Here is a 21,956-nt window from a genome sequence, read left to right as displayed (position 1 = left end):
GCCACATTCGCCACCGAGCTGGAACAATGACCGAGGAGCCGCACGACACCCGGACTGGCGGATCACTTAGAGTTATCAGGCATCTATCCGCCGATTCGGTTTGGAGCTTTCCCCCACAATGACTGAACAGACACCCAGCGGTGCAGGCGCTTCCTACGCTGCGGCGGGCGTGAGCATCGAAGCCGGTGACCGTGCCGTCGAATTGTTCGGACCATTGGCCAGGAAGGCCAGCCGACCCGAGGTACAGGGCGGTATCGGCGGCTTCGCCGGGCTGTTCGCGCTCAAGGGCGGATATCGGGAACCGTTGCTCGCCGCCTCCACCGACGGCGTCGGCACCAAGATCGCCGTCGCCCAGGCGCTGGACAAGCACGACACCGTCGGGCTCGACCTGGTCGCCATGGTCGTCGACGACCTGGTGGTGTGTGGCGCCGAGCCGCTGTTCCTGCAGGACTACATCGCCATCGGCAAGGTCATCCCGGAGAAGGTCGCCGAGCTGGTCTCCGGCATCGCCGAGGGCTGCATCAAGGCCGGCTGCGCACTGCTGGGCGGTGAGACCGCCGAACACCCGGGTCTGATGGACCCCGATGACTACGACCTGTCCGCCACCGGCGTCGGCGTCGTCGAGGCCGACGCGGTCCTCGGCCCCGACCGCGTGCGTCCCGGCGACGTCGTGATCGCGATGGGCTCGTCCGGCCTGCACTCCAACGGTTACAGCCTGGCGCGCAAGGTGCTGCTCGACATCGACCGGATGTCGCTCACCGGCTATGTCGAGGAGTTCGGCCGCACCCTCGGTGAGGAACTGCTCGAGCCGACCCGCATCTACGCCAAGGACTGCCTCGCGCTGATCGCCGAGACCGATGTGCGCACCTTCTCGCATGTCACCGGTGGCGGTCTGGCCGCCAACCTGGCGCGCGTACTGCCCGCAGGCCTGGTGGCCGAGCTGGATCGTGGCACCTGGAACCCGGCGCCGGTGTTCAAGATGATCGCCCAGCGCGGACGCGTCGAGCGGATCGAGATGGAGAAGACGTTCAACATGGGCGTCGGCATGGTCGCGATCGTGGCGCCCGAGGATGCTGATCGTGCGCTGGCGGTGCTCACCGCCCGCCACATCGACTGCTGGACGCTGGGTCAGGTCAAGAAGGCCGCCGATGTCGAAGCGCCGCGTGCGGTGCTGCTGGGCGAACACCCCAGGTTCTGATCTCCGCTGTGCACTGAGCCGGGTCGCGAGTCATCGCGACCCGGCTCAGTGCGTTCAGGGTTTGTCCGGCCACGTTTGTCCAGTCACTCTGTGGTTAACCCCATGGCAGGAGGGTTTGCCCGTCGGCTCGGGGTGGTCGGGGCCCCGAGGCGACGAAGACGACGAGCGCCCTGTGCATGCACAGGACGCTCGTCGCGTATTCAGGTATTCACCGTAACTGCTACTGCGAGCCTGTCGTCACTCACCTGAGAACGGCTGGAAGGGGGAGGCCCGCTCGGCCTCCCCCTTCGTCGCTGTCAGGTCAGCGGCGCCAGCTGTCGTAGCCGTCGTCCTCGTCGTTCCAACGAGACGGCGACTCGTCCGCATCGTGCTCATCGGACAGCACTGCACTACTCCTGGGTTGGGAGTAGGGCGAAGCATCGCTATCCGACAGCTCGCGCTGAAGGCTCGCGAAGTCCGTCGGCGCGGAGCTGTACTTGAGCTCACGTGCGACTTTGGTCTGCTTTGCCTTAGCCCGGCCACGGCCCATGGCTGACCCCCTCGCGTCACTGCGGGGCGGCCTGGGGTTTGTTGGCGGCCCCGTTCGAATTAATACTCTTCCTGACAGACACTTTAGCGTGTGTCAGGGCGTCGCGCTCCCAGGAGTGGGTGAAGACCTGTCGAAGCGCCCCGGTTTGCCCCTTCTTCGCCCAGACCGCCCGGTCTCAGATGACTCCCGGAATCGCGCGGATCACCCCGACTCTGGCGTCGCCGCCGAACACCGCGGTGGCCGCGAGTTGCGTGTGCTGATCGGTCCACTCGACACCCAGTTCGCGCAGAATCGCCAGCGTCAGAGGCATCCGGGCCCGATCGTGACCGTCTTCGATCTTGTACGCGAAGGCCCGTCCGTCGGGTAGCGCACCCGCGTGCACACCGTCGGCGCCGATCTTGCAGAACAGTCCGGGGGTCGCCGACATGGCCAGTAGATCCGGGCCGCTCGTGCCGGAAATCACTCGTGGATTCGCCCGAACGGCATCGGCGATCCGGCGCGGCGCGGTACCGGACTCGGCCGTGGTGAAGCCGGCGAACGCGCGCGCGAGGTTGATCAGCGAGACGGGCACGATCGGCAGGCCGCAGCCGTCGATGCCCAGATCGGTCTCCGGTTCGCCGGTGACGTCGGCGACGGTGGCCAGGACCGCCTGCTGCAGCGGGTGGTCGATCTCGAGGTATCCGGTGCGCGGCCAATCGTTGATCGCGCAGGTCGCCAGCATCGCGGCGTGTTTGCCGGAGCAGTTCATGTACAGCGGGCTCGCGCCGGCGCCGGTGATCGCGGCGGCGCGGGCTTTCTCCTCGATCGGCAGGTCGGGCGGGCAGGCGAGGTCGGCGGCGGTGAAGCCGAAGCGGTCGAGCAGGCGGCGCACGAGGGCGATGTGGTCGGGTTCGCCGAAGTGGGAGGCGGTGGCGATGGTGAGTTCGTCGTCGTCGACGGGGTCGAAACCGTTGCGCAGCAGAGCAAGTGCCTGCATGGGCTTGTTCGTGGAGCGCGGGAAGATGGGGCCGTGGATCTCGCCGAGTTCGAGGGTGGGGGTGCCGAAGGCATCGAGAATGACGACCGAACCGCGGTGCACGCACTCACGGAAGCCGGATCGGACCACTTCGACCAGTTCCACACTCATGCTGTCCCCCTCGGGATGCTCATGCCTCGACCTCCACGGTGGCGCCGGTGCGTTTTCGGGTGTGGCGGTCGATCTGCATGTGGACGTCGGTGGAGATGGTCGGCTCCTCGGCGCGCAGGCGTTCGAGGCGGGCGGGGTCGGCGCCGGTGAACAGGTCGCGGACGGTGACGCCGTGTTCGGGGACGTGGACGACGCGGACTTCGTCGCCCGCGCCGATCGTGCCCTCGGTCAGCACGCGGAAGTACGCGCCGGTGTCGGATCTCAGGGCGAAGCGTTTCACCCAGCGCTGTTCGCCGGACCACTGCTGGAAGGTGGCGCAGGGGACGCGGGGCGCGCTGACCTCGAGCAGGGTGTCGCCGATCGTCCAGTGCGCGCCGATCACCGCGTCGCTCACCGGCAGGCCGGTCAGGCGCAGATTCTCGCCGAACCAGCCCGCGGGCAGTTCGCGGTCGAGTTCGTCTGCCCAGCGGCGGGCGTCTTCGTCGGCGTAGGCGTACACGGCCTGGTCGAGGCCGCCGTGGTGGGCGGTATCGCACACGTGATCACCAGCGAGGCCGAGCGCGGCGACCGCCACCCTGCCCGCGACCGGGCGCTTGTCGATGGCGGAGCGGCCGACCCGCGTGCGCACCTCGATCTCGGCGTGCACCACACACACGGCCTCGACGCGGCCGGTGTCGCCGACGCGCATGACCGGACGGTTCATCGCCCGCGCAACCGGTCGACGGCCGCGCGGCCCGCCTGCACGGTGTCGTCGGCGGGGACCGAGTCGGGGTCGATGGCGGCGGCCATGCTGCCCACCACCAGTTCGGTGCCCGCGGGGACCGAACGCTTGACCAGGGCAAGGGCGATCGGGCCGAGTTCGTAGTGGTCGATGACGGTGCCCAGGCGCCCGACGGTGCGACCGCCCGCGGTCACGTCATCGCCGGTCGAGGGGCGCTCGTCGGCCGAGCCGTCCAGGTGCAGCAGCACGAGATTGCGTGGCGGCTTGCCGAGGTTGTGCACCCGGGCCACGGTTTCCTGGCCGCGATAGCACCCCTTGTTGAGGTGTACGGCCCCGTGCTCGTCGATGCCGCCGATCCAGCGGGCCTCGTGCGGGATGGTGCGTTCGTCGGTGTCGACGCCGATGCGGGGCCGCAGCGCGGCCACCCGCAGGGCTTCGTAGGCCCACATGCCCGCCGGCGCTGCCCCGGCCGCGGTGAGCCTGGTCCACCAGGCCGACAGCTCGGCCCTCGGCACGAGCAGGTCGAAGGAGTCCGGCATCCGCCGTAGGAATCCACCGCCGGGCAGCGGCGTGGCGACGTAGGTATCGGGCAGTTGCGCGATACCCAGGGCGTCGAGCAGCGTGTCCACCCGGGGGCCCAGCAGGCTCAGCACGGCGTGATCAGGGGCGGGCGCGGGTTTGGCGTCGGCCCAGAACACCATCTTCGTCAGGAACGACAGCAGGTCGGCGCCGCGCGCGGCCTCGGTATCGAGCCAGACGGTGCCGTCGAGGTCGGTGAGCACGAAATGGTGCAGGACCCGGCCGTTGAGATCGAGGTCGAGATTCTCGGCGCTGTGCCCGTCGGGCAGTGCGGCGATGTGCTGACTGGTGATGGTGTGCAGCCAGCTCAGGCGCTCCGCGCCGGTGATGGTGGCGACGCTGCGATGGGAGCGATCCACGACCGCGACCCGCTGCGCGGCAGCCTTCTGCTCACCGAAGGGATCACCGTAATGCCAGGCGACCGCGGCGTCCGGGGTATCTGGCGCACCCGCGACGGCACCCGGGGTATGCAGAACAGGACTGGGGGAGACGACCTGTGACACGACACCCACTGTAGGCGCGTCTACCGACACGCGCCGCACGTGGTCGTCTTCGCGGCGCGCGTCGCGACCTCGATTCGAGGTAGCCGTAGGCATAACGGAGCGATAACGCCTACGCTCGGCGCATGGGAGAACGGGTTCTTGTGACACTCGACGGGACGGTCGCCGACGCGAACGTGCCGTCACTGTATGCCGACGATATCGGCGCACTTCGTGGCGACGGAGTATTCGAAACGATTTTGGTGCGCGGCGGCACGGCCACCGCGCTGGAATTCCACCTGGCGCGGCTTCGCCGGTCGGCGCAGGCGTTGGAACTACCGGAACCGGGCCTGTCGAGGTGGCGTTCGGCGGTCGAGCTGGCGGTGAAGGAATGGGGCTCGGAAGAGGAGGGGATGTTGCGGCTGATCTACACGCGCGGCCGCGACTCGGAATTCGACGCGCCGCGCTCGGCGTTGGCGCCGGAGGACCCGCAGCCCACCGCGTATGTGCTCGTCTCCCCGGTTCCCGAGCGGGTCGCGACGGCGCGCGCCGATGGGGTGAAGGTGATGTCGCTGGCGCGCGGCATCTCGGTCGACCTCGCGCAGGCGGCGCCGTGGCAGTTGCTCGGCGCGAAGACGCTGTCCTACGCGACCAATATGGCCGCGTTGCGGTTCGCGCGGCGGATGGGCGCCGAGGACGTGATCTTCCACAGCACCGAGCACAAGGTGCTGGAGGGCCCGCGCTCGACGGTGGTGATCGCTCGCGGCAAGCAACTGATCACCGTGCCCGCCAAGAGTGGCGTGCTGCCCGGTGTCACCCAGCGCGCGCTGTTCAATGTCGCGGAGAAGGCGGGCTGGGAGTGCAAGTACCAGACACTGTTCACCGCAGACCTTTTCGACTGTGACAGCATATGGCTGTTGTCGAGCATCACCCTCGCCGCGCGAGTGAACCAGCTCGACGGAATTCGCTTGTCGGCGCCGGACAACGCGCAGGAGATCATCGACATGGTCGATCTCGGGATCGAACGGCCGGGGACCATCGGAGACTGGTGATCCGTGTGTGGGGCACGGGTGGGCGTGCCCCTGCGGGAAGGGGTTCCGTGCGTCGTGGCGGTTGTCACGTCGGAACGGGGTGATTCTGCGCGTACGATCTACTACACATCGTCGTAGAAGATTGTCGTAGTAGATCGGTGGAGGTCGGATGGACACCCTTGATGTCTCCCGGTGGCAGTTCGGGATCACGACCGTCTATCACTTTCTGTTCGTCCCGCTGACCATCGGACTCGCTCCGCTGATCGCGACGATGCAGACCGCCTGGGTGATCACGGGCGACGAACGCTGGTACCGGCTGACCAAATTCTTCGGCAAGCTGTTCCTGATCAATTTCGCCCTCGGCGTCGCGACCGGCATCGTGCAGGAATTCCAGTTCGGGATGAACTGGAGCGAATACTCCCGCTTCATCGGCGACGTCTTCGGCGCGCCGCTGGCTCTGGAAGCGCTGATCGCCTTCTTCATGGAGTCGACGTTCATCGGGTTGTGGATCTTCGGGTGGACCCGTTTGCCCAAACTCGTGCATCTGGCGACGATCTGGATCGTCGCCATCGGCGTGAACGCGTCGGCGTATTTCATCATCGCCGCCAATTCGTTCATGCAGCATCCGGTGGGCGCCCGATACAACCCGGAAACGGGACGTGCCGAGCTGGAGAGCATCGCGGCGCTGCTCACCAACAACACGACACTGGCCGCCTTCCCGCACGTGGTCGCCGGCGCGTTTCTCACCGCGGGCACCTTCGTCGCGGGCATCGCGGGCTGGTGGATGGTACGCAACGCGCGCAGCGGGGATCCGGCGAAATACGAACAGGCGCGGACGATGTGGCGTCCGGCGGGACGATTCGCGCTCGTGGTGGTTGCGCTGTCCGGCGTCGCCTTGATCTTCACCGGCGATATCCAGGGCAAGCTGATGTTCGAACAGCAACCGATGAAGATGGCATCGGCGGAATCGTTGTGCCACACGGCGACCGACCCCGATTTCTCCGTTCTCACCGTGGGCACGCACAACAATTGCGACGGTGTGATCCACGTGCTCGAGGTGCCCTATGTGCTGCCCTATCTAGCCGAGGGCGAGTTCACCGGGGTGACCCTCGAGGGTGTCGTCGATCTGCAGAAGACCTACAACGTCGCGTACGGGCCCGGTGACTACCGACCCAACCTGTTCGTCACCTACTGGTCCTTCCGCGCCATGATCGGGCTGGCAGGCGGGTCGGTGCTGCTGCTGTTGGTCGGGTTCTGGCTGACGCGCGGTGGCCGGGTGCCGGATCAGCGATGGTTCTCCTGGCTGAGCCTGCTCGCGATCCCCACCCCGTTCCTGGCCAACAGCGCGGGCTGGGTGTTCACCGAGATGGGCCGTCAGCCATGGGCGGTGGTGCCGAATCCGACCGGTGATCCGAACATTCGCATGACGGTGCAGCAGGCGGTCTCCGAACACTCCGCCGGGACCGTGCTGTTCTCGCTCGCGGTGTTCACCCTGCTCTACGGGGCGCTCGCGGTGGTGTGGTGCTACCTGATGCGCCGGTATGTCGTCGCGGGGCCGGATACCGAGGGGCACGCCGAAAGCCCGGACAGCACCGACACCCCCCAACTCTCCTTCGCCTACTAGGAGCCGACGATGGATCTGCAACAGTTCTGGTTCCTCCTCATCGGTGTGCTGTTCACCGGCTATTTCGTGCTGGAGGGATTCGACTTCGGCGTCGGCATGCTGATGCCGATTCTCGGTAAGGGGTCCGACACCCGCAGGCGCGTCGTGCTCAATACGATCGGGCCGGTTTGGGACGGCAACGAGGTATGGCTGATCACCGCCGCCGGTGCGCTGTTCGCGGCGTTTCCCGAGTGGTACGCCAGCATGTTCTCCGGGTTCTATCTGGCGCTGCTGCTCCTGCTCGTCGCCCTGATTCTGCGGGTGTGCGCGATCGAATACCGGGGCAAGATCAATGATCCGAAATGGCGGGCCTGGTGCGATATCGGCATCGGGATCGGGTCGTGGATTCCGGCGATGATCTGGGGATGGTTGTTCGCGAATATGGTGCGGGGCGTGCCGTTGAACGCGGAAAAGCAGATCGTCGGGTCGGTCGGGGAGCTACTCAGCCCGTATGCGCTACTGGGCGGTGTCACCACCGCTGTGCTGTTCGCACTGCACGGTGCGGTGTTCCTGGTACTCAAAACAGCGGGTGAGGTTCGCACCGACGCATTGCGGATCGCGCGGTCGCTGCTGATTCCCACCGCGGTGGTGGTCGGCGGATTCGGAGTGTGGACCCAGCTCGCCTATGGCGCCGGGTGGACCTGGATCGTGTTGGTGACCGCGGTGCTCGGACTCGCGCTCGCTGCGGTGGCGAATTTCGCGGGGCGGGACGGGTGGGCCTTTGTCGGCACGACGCTCGGTGTCGTCTCGGCGACGGTGTTGATCATCGGGTCGATGTTTCCGAATGTCTTGCCGTCGACCATCAGCTCGCTCTACGACCTCACCATCCACAATGCGTCCTCGTCGCCGTATACGTTGAAGGTGATGAGCTGGGCGGCGTTGCTCGCTACGCCGGTGGTGCTGATTTATCAGGGGTGGACCTATTGGGTTTTCCGGCAGCGAATTCGGGTCGAGCAGATTCCGCCGCCGATAGGTCTGCCGCGCAGCGGTAAGGGCTGACTGATGACGTCGGCCTTGTCTCGCGACAATGTCGCTCGTGAAAGGTCGGACGCTGTGGTGTCGGAGAGCTTGTCACCGGAGGGGACGCCGCGCCGACCCAGGCGCGGGCCGGTGGATCCGCGGTTGTGGCGGTACGCGCGGCCGGCGCGGCCGCATCTGGTGATCGCTGTCGCGCTGGCGCTGGTGATCACGGCGACGATCGTGGTGATCGCCCTCGTCCTGGGACGGGTGCTCGCCGGGGTGATCACCGATCCGGGCAAGCGTGAAATCGGCGCGTGGACAACGGAGTTGGCTGTGCTGGCCGTCGCCGTCGCGGTGCGCGGGTTTGCGAGTTGGTGGCAGGCGCGGTTGGCTCACCGGGCGGGCAGCACGGTGGTCGCGGAGTTGGAGACGGCGGTGCTGCGGGCAGGCGCCGAACTGCCGCCGCGGGAACTGGACGCGCGCCGAACCGAGATCGCGGTCGTCGTCGGCAACGGTCTGAGCGGGTTGCGAGGGTGGTTCACCGGCTATCTGCCCGCGCTGTTGCTGGCCTGTCTGGTGCCGCCGGTGGTGTTGGTGGTGATCGCCCTACACGATCGGACCTCGGCGCTGATCGCGGTGATCACCGTGCCGCTGATCCCGATTTTCATGGTGCTGATCGGGCTGCTCACCCAGGGTCGCGCCGAGGCGACGCTCGCGGCGACCACCCGGTTGTCGGATCAGCTCCTCGACCTCTTCGCGGGCATGCCCACCCTGCGCGCGCTCGGACGCGAGACGGCCGCCGGTCCCTCGATGGCGAATCAGGTACAGGCTCTGGGTGATTCGCTGCGGCAGCGGACCATGCGCGCGCTGCGGATCGCGTTCCTGTCGTCGATGGTGCTGGAAAGTCTCGCGACGCTCAGTGTCGCGCTGATCGCGGTCGCGATCGGGCTGCGGTTGGTGTTCGGGGAGATGGCGTTGTACAGCGGGCTGGTGGCGTTGATTCTCGCGCCGGAGGTGTACTGGCCGCTGCGGCAGGTGGGGGAGAAGTTCCACGCGGCCCAAGACGGAATGGCCGCCGCTGACCGGGCTTTCGCGGTGCTCGAACCGCGCCGGCGAGTCGAATCCGCGCCGCCTCGCGCCGCTTGGGGCGTCGTTTCCGGTGGGGGCGTGTCCGGCCTGTCCGAGGCGAGACCGGGACGCGACGGGGAATCGAGGGTGGTGGGCGTCGAGTCCGCGACGAGCGCGCGTGCCGACGCGGAAGTGGGTCCGGCGCGCATCGTCCTGCGCGGACTGTCTGTCGCCGCCAGGACGGGCACCGCGCCCGACCAACTGTCCGCCGTGCTCGAACCCGGGCTGGTGACCGTCTTGACCGGGCCGAACGGGTGCGGGAAATCGACTACGGTGCAGGCGATTCTGGGACTGATCGAACCCGATGACGGCGCCGTCCACGTCGACGGAATCGAGTTCGGTGATCTCGACTCCGAGAGCTGGTGGAGGCGGATCGCCTGGTTGCCGCAGCGGCCGGTGCTGGTTCCGGGGACCTTGCGCCACAATGTCGAGCTGCTCGGGGCCGTCCCCGACTCGACCGACGACGGTCTTCGCGCCGTGAGCGCCGCGACAGGATTCGACAGCGTGCTCGCCGAACTCCCCGACGGGTGGAACACCGTCGTGGGGCGCAACGGCGTCGGCCTGTCCCTCGGCCAGCGCCAGCGCCTGGCCCTGACCCGCGTGCTGGCCGCGCACCGACCGATCCTGCTCCTCGACGAACCCACCGCCCACCTCGACCCCGAGAGCGAGCAACGCGTGCTCACAACCCTGCGCGACCGGGCCGCCGCCGGGGCGACCGTGGTGGTCGTCGGCCACCGTCGGACTGTGCTGGCCGCGGCCGATGTGGTGATCGAGGTCGTCGCGGCCGACCGGCCGGACACCCCGGATCGCGCTGTGGCGAGTGACGCCACGCCGGACCTGCGGCATGCGGTGGGAGCCGCGTCGGAGTCGGCCGGTCAGATGTACGGGGCGCGGGTCCGATGATCGGCGATCTGCGGGAGATGTGGCGGTTGCTCGCGTTGTCGCCCGCGCGGGTAGCGGTGGCGATCGCGTGGGGTGTCGCGGCGCTGGGGAGCGGGCTCGGATTGGCCGCACTCGCCGCGTGGCTGATCGCGCGGGCCTGGCAGATGCCGCCGGTGCTGGATCTGAGCGTCGCGGTGGTCGCGGTACGGGCCCTCGGTATCTCGCGGGGGCTGTGCCGGTACCTGGAGCGGCTGGCCACCCACGATGTGGCGTTGCGGGCGATGACGACGGCCCGCACCTCGGTGTATCGGACGTTGGCGGCGTCCGATGTCTGGTGGTGGCGAGACCGCGGCGGCTCGCCTGCCGCGCGGTCCGGTCCGGTCGCCGCTGACCAGGGCTCCCGTCCGAGCGAGGAGCCGGTGAACCGGGTGTCGCCGGCACGGCGCGGTGCGGGTCAGGCGTTGCGGCGCGGGGATGTGCTGGTCCGGATCGGTACCGATATCGACGATCTCGGGGCGGTGGTGGTTCGGGTACTGGTGCCCGTGGCCGTCGCCGTGGTGCTGTCGCTGGCCGCGGTGGCGCTGATCGCGTTCATCTCGCCACTGGCCGCGGTGATCTTGGCTGTCGCACTGGCGGTTTCGGGGATTCTCGCGCCCTGGCTGTCGGCGGCGGCCGCGCGGCAGGCCGAGCGGGCGGTGGTTGCCGACCGGGCCGAGTTCACCGCCGAGGGCCTCACGGTGCTCGATCATGCCGCCGAGCTCCGGGTGGCGGGGCGGCTGGATGCGGCACTGACGGTGGCGGGCAACGCTTCTCGGCGTGCGGTGCGCGCGCAGGATTCGGCCGCATCGCGCAGCGCGTGGGCGGCGGCGGCCACTCCGCTGTCGATCGGGGTGAGCGCGTTCGGCGCGTTGCTGGTCGGCATCGCCGCCTACGGACCGACCGGCGGACTGCCCGGTGGCATGACGCCGATGGCGTTGACGATCCTGGTGCTGGTCCCGCTGTCGGCCTTCGAAGCCGTCGGCGCCCTTCCCGCCGCCGCGACCACCCTCACCACTTCCCGTGCGGCCCTGCATCGCCTCCGTGGCATCTCGGCAGGGTCCGACGACGCTGGGAGCGGGACGACACGCCGCGAGTGGGGGTCGGTCGAGCCTGCTCCGGCTGAAGTCGATCGGACATCCGCGGGTATTCGAGAACGTGCGCGGGCGGTGGACGTGACCGATCGGGCACCGGCGCCGGGTCCACAGGCCATGGCAAGGCGATTCCCGATGCCGACGGGGCGGCGGGTAGCTGTCGTCGGACCGAGCGGGGCGGGGAAGACGACGTTGTTGATGGCGTGGGCGGGACTGTTCGATACGCCTGCCGAGGGGGTCACGTTCTTCGCCGAGGACGCGCATCTGTTCGGTACCTCGATCCTGGAGAATCTGCGGGTGGCGCGCGGTGATCTCACCGTCGACGAGGCCGAAAGCGCCCTGCGAACAGTCGGTCTCGGCCCGTGGCTGGATTCACTGCCGGACGGCCCGCGCACTTCGCTCACCGCGGGCGCGGCCGCGGTCTCCGGTGGACAACGCCGCCGCATCCTGCTGGCTCGCGCCCTCGTCGCGTCCGCGCACACCCTGCTCCTCGACGAGCCGACCGAGCACCTCGCCGCAGCCGAAGGCGATCAGCTCCTGCGCGATCTCCTCGATGCGGGCAGTGGTCTCGTCGCACCCGATCGCACCGTTGTCGTTGTCACCCACCAACTTCCCGTCGACCATCGAGCGGACGTGATCGTCACCGTCGACGCCGACGGCTCCTGTCGAGTCGACTACCCGGCCACATCGGCCGGGTGAGCGGCGAACCGGTCTTCGCCTCGTGGCGTGGATTTCGCATTCGGCCAGGTCAGAGCCGCGATTAAATCAATTGCCGACAGCCGTGCGCGCCACTAGATTCATCAGTACACAAGAGAGGAGGTGGTCTGAAGAATGTATGTTCATCGGATGCGTGAGGTGGCTGCCCGCTAGCAGCTCCACTGCGGGAGATTCCCCAGCGGTGCGCTGAGCGAATCCCAGGCAGTCACCCGACCCCCGAGCCCCCGGACGATCCAACCGGGACCATCGCGTTCACAGATGCGGTGGAACGGCTCGGGGGTCGCTCCATTTCCGGACGCGAACGGCCCGCCCAGAGCTATCTGGACGGGCCGTTCGCGAAGAATTGTCAGCCGATGTAGCGGCCCAGCCGCGCCGAGAGGCGAGGCACGAGTGCGCCGTCGGGGTCGACGCGTTCCTCCACATAGGCCAGGTCGCCGTTGTCGACGATGCCGTAGAGGCGTTTCGCGCCGCCCACCACCGCGCCGGAGGTGCTGCGGATGGAGACATCGGTCGCGAGCTCCCAGGAGGACTGCGTGCGGGCCGTGCCGTAGTACAGCTCGATGACGCCGTTGCTGTGGGTGAGCAGGAGCTCGATCAACTCGTCGGTGCCCTCACCGCCGACCCGCCAGAACCCGCTCTCGCGCAGGTCGGGGCCGGTGTAGGCGCCCTCGGCGTCGAGTTTCCAGGTCTGCGATTCCCAGGTCAGGTAGTCGCCGCCGTCGTGGGCGACGATGATCTGCTGGCCGAACCGGTAGTCGCCCTCGCCGGGGTGATTGCCCTCGCCCTCGCCGCGCCACACACCGACCAGCGGCAGCAGGGCCAGCATGGCGTGGTTCAGATCCGGGCCGAGGCGCAGATTGGCGGTGTCTTCGGGCAGGGGAAGACCGGGCAGGACCGCGATATTGCGGGTGCCGGTCTCTTTCGCCCGTTCAGCCGCGACGTTCACTGCCTCGTCGCCACTACGACGCTCGGCCGGAGCGCCCTGCTCTGTGCTAGCTCGCTCGCCCGGTTCGTTACCTTCGCCAGCGAGCCCGCTCATGACTCGGTGAAGAGCCGGTAGAAGACGTACAGGCCGAACCAGCCGATGAGAATCGACACGGCGACAAGGAGTACCTCGAAGAAGATGACCACAGTCGGAGTCTAGCTACTGCGCGCGACAGATACGACAACGGCCCTGGTAGTTCCCGCACGGGAACTACCAGGGCCGTTGCGCGCCTGAGCGTCAGGGCTCGGAGGCGGTAGCTTGCGTCACCACGCAGAGCCCCGAGCAGGCGCCATTGATGCTGCTTCTTACTTGGCGACCGCGACGTCGACGGCGTGAATGCCGGCGCCCTCGGGGCTGATCTCGGCGGAGCCGTTGCCCGACGAGGACAGCGCGCGCAGGGTCCACGAACCCGGCGCGGCGAAGAAGCGGAAGTCACCGGTGCCCGAGGCGACGACCTCGGCGGTGAAGTCACCGTTGCCGTCGAGCAGACGCACGAACGCGCCGCCGACGGGCTGGCCGTCGGTGCTCAGGACACGGCCGGTGATGACCGTTTCCTTCTCCACATCGACGCCGGCCGGGATGGCCTGACCCTGGGTAGGTGCTGCACACATATTGATTACGCTCCCAACTCGATAGGCGCTCCGACCAGCGAACCGTATTCGGTCCAGCTGCCGTCGTAGTTCTTGACGTTCTGGTGGCCGAGCAGCTCCTGCAGCACGAACCAGGTGTGCGAGGAACGCTCGCCGATGCGGCAGTAGGCGATGGTCTCCTTCTCGCCGTCCAGGCCCGCGTCCTTGTACAGCTCGGCCAGCTCGGCGTCGCTGCGGAAGGTGCCGTCCTCGTTCGCGGCCTTGCTCCACGGCACGTTGATCGCGGTCGGGATGTGGCCGGGACGCTGGCTCTGCTCCTGCGGCAGGTGCGCGGGCGCGAGGATCTTGCCCGAGAACTCGTCGGGGCTGCGCACGTCGACCAGGTTCTTGGTGCCGATGGCCGCGATGACCTCGTCACGGAAGGCGCGGATGCTCAGGTCGGGAGCGGCGGCCTTGTACTGGGTGGCCGGGCGGCTGACCGCGTCACGCGAGAGCGGACGACCGTCGAGCTCCCACTTCTTACGACCGCCGTCGAGCAGCTTGACGTCGTTGTGGCCGTACAGCTTGAAGTACCAGTAGGCGTAGGCCGCGAACCAGTTGTTGTTGCCGCCGTAGAGCACCACGGTGTCGTCGTTGCCGATGCCACGCACCGAGAGCAGGTCGGAGAACTGCTCCTGGTTCACGAAGTCGCGGTTGACCTGGTCCTGTAGGTCGGTCTTCCAGTCCAGGCGGACGGCGCCTTCGATGTGGCCACCCTCGTAGGCGGAGGTGTCCTCGTCGACCTCGACGAAGACGACGCCGGGGGCGTTGAGGTTCTCTTCGGCCCAGTCAACGGAGACCAGGACATCGGAGCGAGCCATGTTGTTCCTTTCAGAGACGTGCAGGGGGTCAGTTCGGTGCCGGGGCTGGTGACCGGCGGAATCGGGCTACCAGTGGATAGATCTGGCAACCCAGGCAGACCCCGAACGCCGCGTTCAAGAACGCCGCGAACAGGGCGAAGCCGGCGAACACCGCGCCGACGATCGAGGAGCCGAGCGCGAAGCCCAGCAGGGAGAGACCGGCGAACACGAAGCCGAGCGCCTGCGCGAAACGCAGCGGCGGCACGGGCTCGGTCTCGGTGGGCGGACCGTTGCGCGGCGCGACGAACGCGGCGTAGATCCGGCCGTAAGGATGCTTGACGGGACCGGCGATCGCGCCGATCGCGAAGACGACGGCCTGCAGGCCGATCAGAATCGCGGCCGCGACGGTCGAGACGGCGCTGACGAGCAGCACGAGAACGAGAACCCCGGTGGTGATCCAGGCCACGAAACGCGGCCCGCGGACATCGACACGAGGGGGAGATGCGGAGGGACTGGTCATTGTGCGAACTCCTTGGCTTGGGTAAGTCAGAGGATCTGCCTGGTCACCGGGGGATCTGAAGGATCACTCGCACGGCGGGCATAGATCGACGTCAGAAATCTCGGGAGAGAAAAAAGCCGATCAATCAGCGGCACAGGCAGCAACAACCACCGAGGCGACACAGATCAACTGTGCGGCGTCGGGTGAGCATCAGCTCGTGGTCGGTTTGCACGAGAAGTAGTTTACCCGGTCTCCACGGAGAATGTCTCGGCCCCCCGGAATAGGGGGCTGGATCACACGGTCAGGGGCTCGAGGGCGGTGCGCAGATCGCCCGCCTTGGGGACGCCGGAGATGCGGAAGCGCTCCTTGCCCTCGGCGTCGAAGACGAAGGTCGTCGGTAGCGAGAGGACATTGAGCTCGCGGGCCAGCGCGGGGTCGGCGTCGATGTCGATCTCGATGTCGCGCGGGGCATTCGGGGACTGCGACAGGTCGGCGGTGACACCGGCCACGACCCGGCGGACCGCGTCGCACGGGCCGCACCAGTCGGCGGAGAAATGCAGCACCGCGGGGGCCTCGCCGGTCACCCCGGCGGCGTCGAGGAGGCGGGCGCGCTGTTGGGTCTGCGGGTCGAGCGTGGCCGGACGAACCTGCCCCTGCCGACGCGACACGACGATGCCGACGATGACGGCGGCCGCGATGACGGCGGCCAGAATGACGATCTCGATCATGGTTGCTGCAATCGGTCCAGGTCGATGGTGACGTTGCGGCCGACACCCTCGACGACGATCTGGCCGCCGAGCGCCCGCACCTCGGTCGGTGCGACACCGAACGGCAACTCCTTGATATCGATCGTACGGCTGAATCTGGCGAGGACAGCCGCGTGGTCGGTCTCGGGGATCTTGGAGTCGGTGGTCACCGCCGCGGTCGTGTCGACCGTGCTGGTGGTGTCGGTGTAGAAACCGGTCGCCTGGATGCGAACCTTGTCACCCTCGAGCAACAGGTCGGCCTGGATCTGCACCGGCACCCGCGTCGCGGAACTGGACGGGGTGACGCCCACCGGCAGGACCCGGCCGTTCGGCGCGGTCGGCAGGGTGCCCTTGAGGACGAGGACGCCCGCAGTGGTCATCCCCGAACCGCCGGAGCCGCCCGTGCCGTCGGACTTGTCCGCGGGCGGGGTGTGGACCTGCAGGTCCGGGATGCCGAAGAGTTTGCCGAGTTCGGTGGGCTCGAAACGCATCGACGCGTCGATCCGGTCGACCTGCGCCTTGCGTGCCCCACCGTCGAGCAACTCGCTCGCCGTGGCGTGCAGGCCCTGCAGCTTGGCCTCGATGCCGACCTCGCCGGGGATCTCGGGGCGCACGGCGCGGGCGCGGATCGTCACGTCGTCGTAGCGGCCGCTCATCGCCTGGGCGGCGAACGGGAAGCCGTGGAAGGTGACTTCCGGGTCGGCGGACAGATCCGCGCCCGCCCGCAGTTGACGGGAGACGTGGTACTCCGAATAGGCGGCGGCGCCGAAATCGATGACCACCGCCAAACCGGCCAGGCAGAGGAGCCCGATGATCAGCTTGCGCATGAGGTGACCCTAGCGGCTGGCGGCGCGGGTCCGGAAGCGGGACGGCCCGCGCGACGAGGCCGCACGGTGGACCGCCTACCAGGCACTCGGCAGCACGCAAAGACACAAATCGGACGCCGTGTTGCGGGGTAGTGGCTGCGGAGGCGCTAATGTTGCACACGACTTAACCTGTGTTTCGGCGACGTAGCTGCGCGGCTGCTGTCGTCCGCGGAGCAACGAGATAGGAGGAGAGCCCCATGGAGCTGCTCCTACTGACCTCCGACCCCAACCCCGATGCGGTCCTGCCGTCGTTGACGCTCTTGGCGCACAACGTCCGGCCCGCGCCGACCGAGGTGTCGTCCCTGTTGGAGGCGAGTAGTGCCGATGTCGCGCTGGTCGACGCCAGGACCGACCTGGCCGCCGCGCGCGGCCTGTGCCGACTGCTCGGCAGTACCGGATCGTCGGTTCCGGTGGTCGCGGTCCTGACCGAGGGCGGCCTGGTGGCGGTCAACGCGGACTGGGGCCTGGACGACATCCTGCTGCCCGGGACCGGCCCCGCCGAGCTCGATGCCCGCCTGCGGCTGCTGGTCGGCCGCAACGGGGGAGTCGCCAGCCCGGAGAACACCGGCAAGATCACCCTGGGCGAGCTGGTGATCGACGAGGGCACCTACACCGCGCGGCTGCGTGGTCGCCCGCTCGACCTCACCTACAAGGAATTCGAGCTGCTCAAATATCTCGCGCAGCACGCGGGCCGGGTATTCACCCGTGCCCAGCTGCTGCAGGAGGTCTGGGGCTACGACTTCTTCGGCGGCACCCGCACCGTCGATGTGCATGTGCGCCGCCTGCGCGCCAAGCTCGGCTCCGAGTACGAGTCGCTGATCGGGACTGTGCGCAATGTCGGCTACAAGGCGGTGCGCCCCGCCCGGACGTCGACGGCCAAGGGCGAACCCGCGGTGGCCTTCGTCGACGAGGACATCGACGGCGACGACTCCTTCGCCCCGCTCAACGGCACCGCGCAGTAGCGGCGAGGATACCGATGCCGCACACAGCAACCCTGACCTGGGCCGATCGGATCGAGCCGGGCTCCGCGACCGAGGTGCGCGCACTGCTCGAACGCGCGGCGGACCTCGACGGCGTCGCCCCGGTCTCCGAGCAGGCGGTGCTCTCGCTCGCCGAAGGCGATCCGTCGACCCGGCATCTGCTGGCGGTGCGCGCGGGCGAGGTGGTCGGCTACGCGAATCTCGTTGCGGCACATGACGAACACCCCGCGATGGCGGAGGCGGCCGTCGATCCCGCCGCGCGAGGCGCCGGCCTCGGCGCGGATCTGGTGCGTGCCGTGCTGGCGGCGGGCGGCGCGGGGGCCAGGGTATGGGCACACGGCGACCTGCCCGCGGCCAAAGCGCTGGCGACCGGCCTCGGTTTGGTGACGGCTCGCGAGCTGTGGCAGATGCGCCGCTCGCTGGCAACTCCGGAGTTACCAGAGCTCGAGCTCCCCGAAGATCTCATCCTTCGCACCTACGCGGGCCCCGTCGACGACCTCGAGATACTGCGGGTGAACAACGCGGCTTTCGCCTGGCATCCCGAACAGGGCGGCTGGACCGAGCGCGATATCGCCGCCCGCCGTGCGGAATCCTGGTTCGAACCTGCAGGTCTGTTCATGGCGTTCGATGCCGCCGATACCGACCGACTGCTCGGTTTCCATTGGACCAAACAGCATCCCGACGCCGCGCCCGCCGGTGAGGTGTACGTGGTCGGGGTCGACCCGGCCGCACAGGGGCGTGGCCTGGGCCGACTGCTCACCCTGGCCGGTCTGCGGCACCTGCGCGCAACCGGTTCCACCGAAGTGCTGCTCTACACCGAGGCCGATAACACCGCCGCCGTGCACACCTACACCAAGCTCGGATTCGCCCCCGCCCACATCGACGTCGCGTACACGACGTCCTGACGCGAGGCTCCTCACATTCGAGGTGAACTCTGGTGCGTCAGGAGAATATTGCGCGGATTACCGGGTAAGACCGAGTAAAACTGGGGCTAACGTCACATTCGCGGCATTGATCGCGCCGGGCTGTTCATTCTCCGTTAACCCACTCCGGGCCAACTGTCAACCGGGCGACCTTAAGTTACTTCTGGGCGGCACAGTCGTCGCCTGGTGCGCGCATTCCTCATCGGGATAGCGAGCATCAGCCAGCCTCGCTCGGGCCGGTGAGGGACCGAGCGGGACACCCAGGATTGTCGGAGGAAAAGTGAACTTCAAGCGCACCAGTGCCCTGGTCGGTGTCTTCGCCGTGGGCGCCATGACCCTGGCGGCCTGTGGCAGTGACGACAACACCACCACCGGCGATGCCGGCAGCGCCGCCAACACCAGCGTTTCCTGTGGCGGCAAGAAGGCGCTGAAGGCGTCGGGTGCCTCCTCGCAGAAGAACGCCATGGAGCGTTTCGTCGCGGCCTACGAGAAGAACTGCGACGGCTTCACCCTGAACTACACCTCGAGCGGCTCGGGCGCGGGCGTCAACGAGTTCCTCGGTGGCCAGACCGATTTCGGTGGCTCCGACTCGGCGCTGAGCTCCAAGAAGGAAGAGCCGGCCAAGGCCGCGGAGCGTTGTGGCGCCCCCGCGTGGAACCTGCCGACCGTCTTCGGCCCGATCGCGGTGACCTACAACGTCGACGGCGTCACCGACCTGGTGCTCGACGGCCCGACCGCCGCCAAGGTGTTCAACGGCTCCGTCGCCACCTGGGATGCCCCGGAGATCAAGGCGCTCAACCCGAACGCCAAGCTCCCCTCGGAGAAGATCGCCGTGATCTTCCGCTCCGACGAGTCGGGCACCACCGACAACTTCCAGCTCTACCTCGACGCGGCCTCGGACGGCGCGTGGGGCAAGGGCGCGGGCAAGGCGTTCACCGGCGGCGTCGGTGAAGGCGCCAAGGGCAACGAGGGCACCTCGGCCGCCATCAAGAGCACCAAGAACTCGGTCACCTACAACGAGTGGTCCTTCGCCAAGGCGCAGAACCTGTCCATCGCGCAGATCATCACCTCCGCGAGCAAGGACCCGGTCAAGCTGTCGGCCGAGTCGGCCGCCAAGGCCATCGACGGCGTGAAGATCAAGGGCGAGGGCAACGACCTGGTTCTCGACACCAGCTCGTTCTACAAGCCGACCGCCGCGGGCTCGTACCCGATCGTCATGGCCACCTACGAGGTCGTGTGCTCCAAGTACGCCGACGCCGAGACCAGCAAGGCCGTCAAGGCGTTCCTGACCTCGGCCGTCACCAACGGCCAGACCGGTCTGACCGAGGCCGGCTACGTGCCGCTGCCCGACGCGTTCAAGACCAAGCTGACCACCGCGATCAACGCCATCTCCTGATCGCTCACTGGCCATGACCATGCACCCCGAGGTGACCGCAGTGGGCTCGTCGAACTCGACGAGCCCACGGGCGGCCGGAGATACTGCGAATATGCCGACCGAACCGAAAATCGACAAGGCCCCTGACGGGGGTCGTACCGGCCGCCTGAACGCCGAGACGATCTTCCGGTGGACGGCCACCGCGGCCGGCGCGACGATCGTCGCGGCCATCGCGCTGATCGCGCTGTTCCTGCTGATCCGCGCGGTCCCCTCGATCCGTGCTGATCAGGTCAACTTCTTCACCAGTACCGAATTCTCGACCGGTGACGCGAACAACCTGCGCTTCGGTATCCGCGACCTGTTCATGGTCACGGTGCTGAGCTCGGTGTTCGCGCTCATCGTCGCGGTGCCGATCGGTGTCGGCATCGCGCTGTTCCTGACGCACTACGCGCCGTCGCGACTCGGCAAGCCGCTCACGATGCTGGTCGACCTGCTCGCCGCGGTGCCGTCCATCGTGTTCGGCCTGTGGGGCTTCCTCGTGCTGGCGCCCAAGATCGTGCCGGTCCAGGAATTCCTGAACGAGAACCTCGGCTGGTTCTTCCTGTTCTCCCACACCGAGGGCGGCATCTCGATCAGCGGCGGCGGTACGATCTTCACCGCCGGTGTCGTGCTCGCTGTCATGATCCTGCCGATCATCACCTCGGTGTCGCGTGAGGTGTTCTCCCTCACACCGCGTGCGCACATCGAAGCCGCGCAGGCGCTCGGCGCGACCAAGTGGGAAGTCGTTCGCATGACGGTCCTGCCGTACGGGCGCAGCGGTGTGATCGCCGGTTCCATGCTCGGCCTCGGTCGCGCGCTCGGTGAGACGATCGCCGTACTCGTCGTGCTGCGGACGGCCTCCGTCGCGGGTCAGTGGTCGCTGTTCGACGGCGGCTACACCTTCGCCTCCAAGATCGCCTCGGCAGCTTCGGAGTTCAGCTCGCCGCTGCCGACCGGTGCCTATATCGCCGCGGGCTTCGTCCTCTTCGCGCTGACCTTCGTGGTCAACGCACTGGCCCGCCTGGCTTCCGGTGGAAAGGTAAACGGCTGATGACCACCACAACCACTCTCGACAAGCCGGTCAAGGCTCGGACCTTTCGCGAGGTCAGTACCGCGCGGCGGATCAAGAACAACGTCGCCACCGGCCTGGTCACGCTCTGCTTCGTCATCGCGCTGATCCCGCTGGTGTGGGTGCTCGGCCTGGTGATCACCAAGGGCATCACCGCGGTCGCCTCCGCCGACTGGTGGATGAACTCGCAGAAGGGCATTCTGCCGGATCAGACCGGCGGCGGCGTCTACCACGCGATCTACGGCACGATCGTGCAGTCGCTGGTCGCCTCCGTGATCGCGGTGCCGCTGGGCATCATGGGCGCGGTCTACCTGGTCGAATACGGTCGCGGTCGGCTCGCCAAGGTCACCACCTTCATGGTCGACATCCTGGCCGGTGTGCCCTCGATCGTCGCCGCGCTGTTCATCTTCGCGCTCTGGATCGCCACCTTCGGCATGCCGCAGAGCTCCTTCGCCGTCTCGCTGGCGCTGGTGCTGCTGATGCTGCCGGTGGTGGTGCGCAGCACCGAGGAAATGCTGAAACTGGTGCCCGACGAGCTGCGTGAGGCGTCCTACGCGCTCGGTGTGCCGAAGTGGAAGACCATCCTGCGGATCGTCATCCCCACGGCGGCGCCCGGCATGATCTCCGGAATCCTGCTGTCGGTGGCCCGCGTCATGGGTGAGACCGCACCGGTGCTCGTGCTGGTCGGCTACAGCAAGTCGATCAATCAGAACATCTTCGACGGCAACATGGCCTCGCTGCCGCTGCTGATCTACCAAGAGCTGGCCAACCCGGAGGCCGCCGGCCGCGAACGCGTCTGGGGTGCGGCGTTCACGCTGATCCTCATGATCGCCCTGCTGTACCTGGCCGCCGCCGGTGTCAACAAGCTGCTCACCCGGAACCGATAGAAGCGAACGGAATAC

The 21,956-nt window shown here is 67.8% G+C and carries 21 protein-coding genes; 11 read left to right on the top strand and 10 right to left on the bottom strand.

Annotated elements, in window-relative coordinates:
- The first annotated feature begins 118 nt into the window (after positions 1 to 118).
- The gene (gene purM / locus NA12_RS09930) at positions 119 to 1,198 is read left to right on the top strand and encodes a phosphoribosylformylglycinamidine cyclo-ligase (protein WP_067448611.1); all 1,080 of its coding nucleotides are present in this window, start codon (positions 119 to 121) and stop codon (positions 1,196 to 1,198) included.
- Positions 1,199 to 1,499: 301 nt separating this feature from the next.
- On the opposite strand, the gene NA12_RS09925 is transcribed toward purM, so the two are convergent.
- From NA12_RS09925 to ygfZ, 4 genes are all read right to left on the bottom strand, one after another.
- Positions 1,500 to 1,727 (bottom strand): DUF3073 domain-containing protein, encoded by a 228-nt coding sequence (locus tag NA12_RS09925; RefSeq protein ID WP_067448610.1) that lies wholly within the window; start codon positions 1,725 to 1,727, stop codon positions 1,500 to 1,502.
- Positions 1,728 to 1,902: 175 nt separating this feature from the next.
- Positions 1,903 to 2,853 (bottom strand): asparaginase, encoded by a 951-nt coding sequence (locus tag NA12_RS09920; protein ID WP_067448608.1) that lies wholly within the window; start codon positions 2,851 to 2,853, stop codon positions 1,903 to 1,905.
- Between the two features lie 19 nt (positions 2,854 to 2,872).
- Positions 2,873 to 3,541, bottom strand: coding sequence for an MOSC domain-containing protein (locus NA12_RS09915; RefSeq protein ID WP_067448677.1), 669 nt, complete (start codon positions 3,539 to 3,541; stop codon positions 2,873 to 2,875).
- 11 nt (positions 3,542 to 3,552) lie between these two features.
- Positions 3,553 to 4,656: a CAF17-like 4Fe-4S cluster assembly/insertion protein YgfZ gene (gene ygfZ, locus NA12_RS09910; protein ID WP_067448675.1), complete on the bottom strand. Its 1,104-nt coding sequence runs from the start codon at positions 4,654 to 4,656 to the stop codon at positions 3,553 to 3,555.
- Positions 4,657 to 4,778: 122 nt separating this feature from the next.
- Between ygfZ and NA12_RS09905 the strand changes: the two genes are divergently transcribed.
- The 5 genes from NA12_RS09905 (at position 4,779) to cydC (ending at position 12,125) form a co-directional block, all read left to right on the top strand.
- The gene (locus NA12_RS09905; protein ID WP_067448606.1) at positions 4,779 to 5,684 is read left to right on the top strand and encodes an aminodeoxychorismate lyase; all 906 of its coding nucleotides are present in this window, start codon (positions 4,779 to 4,781) and stop codon (positions 5,682 to 5,684) included.
- Between the two features lie 148 nt (positions 5,685 to 5,832).
- Positions 5,833 to 7,287 carry a cytochrome ubiquinol oxidase subunit I gene (locus NA12_RS09900; protein WP_067448604.1) on the top strand — a complete coding sequence of 485 codons (1,455 nt, stop codon included), beginning with the start codon at positions 5,833 to 5,835 and terminating at the stop codon, positions 7,285 to 7,287.
- Between the two features lie 9 nt (positions 7,288 to 7,296).
- Positions 7,297 to 8,325 (top strand): cytochrome d ubiquinol oxidase subunit II, encoded by a 1,029-nt coding sequence (cydB, locus tag NA12_RS09895; RefSeq protein ID WP_067448602.1) that lies wholly within the window; start codon positions 7,297 to 7,299, stop codon positions 8,323 to 8,325.
- 111 nt (positions 8,326 to 8,436) lie between these two features.
- On the top strand, positions 8,437 to 10,317 hold the full coding sequence (gene cydD, locus NA12_RS09890; RefSeq protein WP_067448600.1) for a thiol reductant ABC exporter subunit CydD: 1,881 nt from the start codon (positions 8,437 to 8,439) through the stop codon (positions 10,315 to 10,317).
- Complete coding sequence (cydC, locus tag NA12_RS09885) at positions 10,314 to 12,125, top strand: thiol reductant ABC exporter subunit CydC (protein ID WP_084472596.1); 1,812 nt, start codon at positions 10,314 to 10,316, stop codon at positions 12,123 to 12,125. The genes cydD and cydC overlap by 4 nt, the downstream gene beginning before the upstream one ends.
- 364 nt (positions 12,126 to 12,489) lie before the next feature.
- On the opposite strand, the gene NA12_RS09880 is transcribed toward cydC, so the two are convergent.
- From NA12_RS09880 to NA12_RS09855, 6 genes are all read right to left on the bottom strand, one after another.
- Positions 12,490 to 13,182, bottom strand: coding sequence for a heme-binding beta-barrel domain-containing protein (locus NA12_RS09880; protein WP_067448599.1), 693 nt, complete (start codon positions 13,180 to 13,182; stop codon positions 12,490 to 12,492).
- Between the two features lie 251 nt (positions 13,183 to 13,433).
- Positions 13,434 to 13,739: a DUF1416 domain-containing protein gene (locus NA12_RS09875; protein WP_056818727.1), complete on the bottom strand. Its 306-nt coding sequence runs from the start codon at positions 13,737 to 13,739 to the stop codon at positions 13,434 to 13,436.
- Positions 13,740 to 13,744: 5 nt separating this feature from the next.
- Positions 13,745 to 14,578, bottom strand: coding sequence for a sulfurtransferase (locus NA12_RS09870; protein WP_067448597.1), 834 nt, complete (start codon positions 14,576 to 14,578; stop codon positions 13,745 to 13,747).
- A 28-nt stretch (positions 14,579 to 14,606) separates the two neighbouring features.
- On the bottom strand, positions 14,607 to 15,077 hold the full coding sequence (locus NA12_RS09865; RefSeq protein ID WP_067448595.1) for a DUF4395 domain-containing protein: 471 nt from the start codon (positions 15,075 to 15,077) through the stop codon (positions 14,607 to 14,609).
- A gap of 272 nt (positions 15,078 to 15,349) precedes the next feature.
- Complete coding sequence (locus NA12_RS09860; RefSeq protein WP_067448593.1) at positions 15,350 to 15,784, bottom strand: thioredoxin family protein; 435 nt, start codon at positions 15,782 to 15,784, stop codon at positions 15,350 to 15,352.
- Positions 15,781 to 16,629 carry an LmeA family phospholipid-binding protein gene (locus tag NA12_RS09855; RefSeq protein WP_067448591.1) on the bottom strand — a complete coding sequence of 283 codons (849 nt, stop codon included), beginning with the start codon at positions 16,627 to 16,629 and terminating at the stop codon, positions 15,781 to 15,783. Before NA12_RS09855 ends, NA12_RS09860 begins: the two co-directional genes overlap by 4 nt.
- 236 nt (positions 16,630 to 16,865) lie before the next feature.
- Between NA12_RS09855 and NA12_RS09850 the strand changes: the two genes are divergently transcribed.
- The 5 genes from NA12_RS09850 to pstA all read left to right on the top strand — a co-directional run bounded on the left by NA12_RS09850 (position 16,866) and on the right by pstA (position 21,941).
- Complete coding sequence (locus NA12_RS09850) at positions 16,866 to 17,630, top strand: winged helix-turn-helix transcriptional regulator (RefSeq protein WP_067448589.1); 765 nt, start codon at positions 16,866 to 16,868, stop codon at positions 17,628 to 17,630.
- A gap of 14 nt (positions 17,631 to 17,644) precedes the next feature.
- On the top strand, positions 17,645 to 18,553 hold the full coding sequence (gene mshD / locus NA12_RS09845; RefSeq protein ID WP_067448588.1) for a mycothiol synthase: 909 nt from the start codon (positions 17,645 to 17,647) through the stop codon (positions 18,551 to 18,553).
- 298 nt (positions 18,554 to 18,851) lie between these two features.
- Positions 18,852 to 19,967: a phosphate ABC transporter substrate-binding protein PstS gene (gene pstS, locus NA12_RS09840; RefSeq protein ID WP_132370140.1), complete on the top strand. Its 1,116-nt coding sequence runs from the start codon at positions 18,852 to 18,854 to the stop codon at positions 19,965 to 19,967.
- Positions 19,968 to 20,058: 91 nt separating this feature from the next.
- Complete coding sequence (gene pstC / locus NA12_RS09835) at positions 20,059 to 21,036, top strand: phosphate ABC transporter permease subunit PstC (RefSeq protein WP_067448586.1); 978 nt, start codon at positions 20,059 to 20,061, stop codon at positions 21,034 to 21,036.
- Positions 21,036 to 21,941: a phosphate ABC transporter permease PstA gene (gene pstA / locus NA12_RS09830; protein WP_067448584.1), complete on the top strand. Its 906-nt coding sequence runs from the start codon at positions 21,036 to 21,038 to the stop codon at positions 21,939 to 21,941. The genes pstC and pstA overlap by 1 nt, the downstream gene beginning before the upstream one ends.
- Positions 21,942 to 21,956: the final 15 nt, after the last annotated feature.

It is taken from the genome of Nocardia alba NBRC 108234, assembly GCF_001612665.1.
GTDB classification, from domain to species: Bacteria; Actinomycetota; Actinomycetes; order Mycobacteriales; family Mycobacteriaceae; genus Nocardia; species Nocardia alba.
This window is presented reverse-complemented; position numbering and strand designations above follow the sequence as displayed.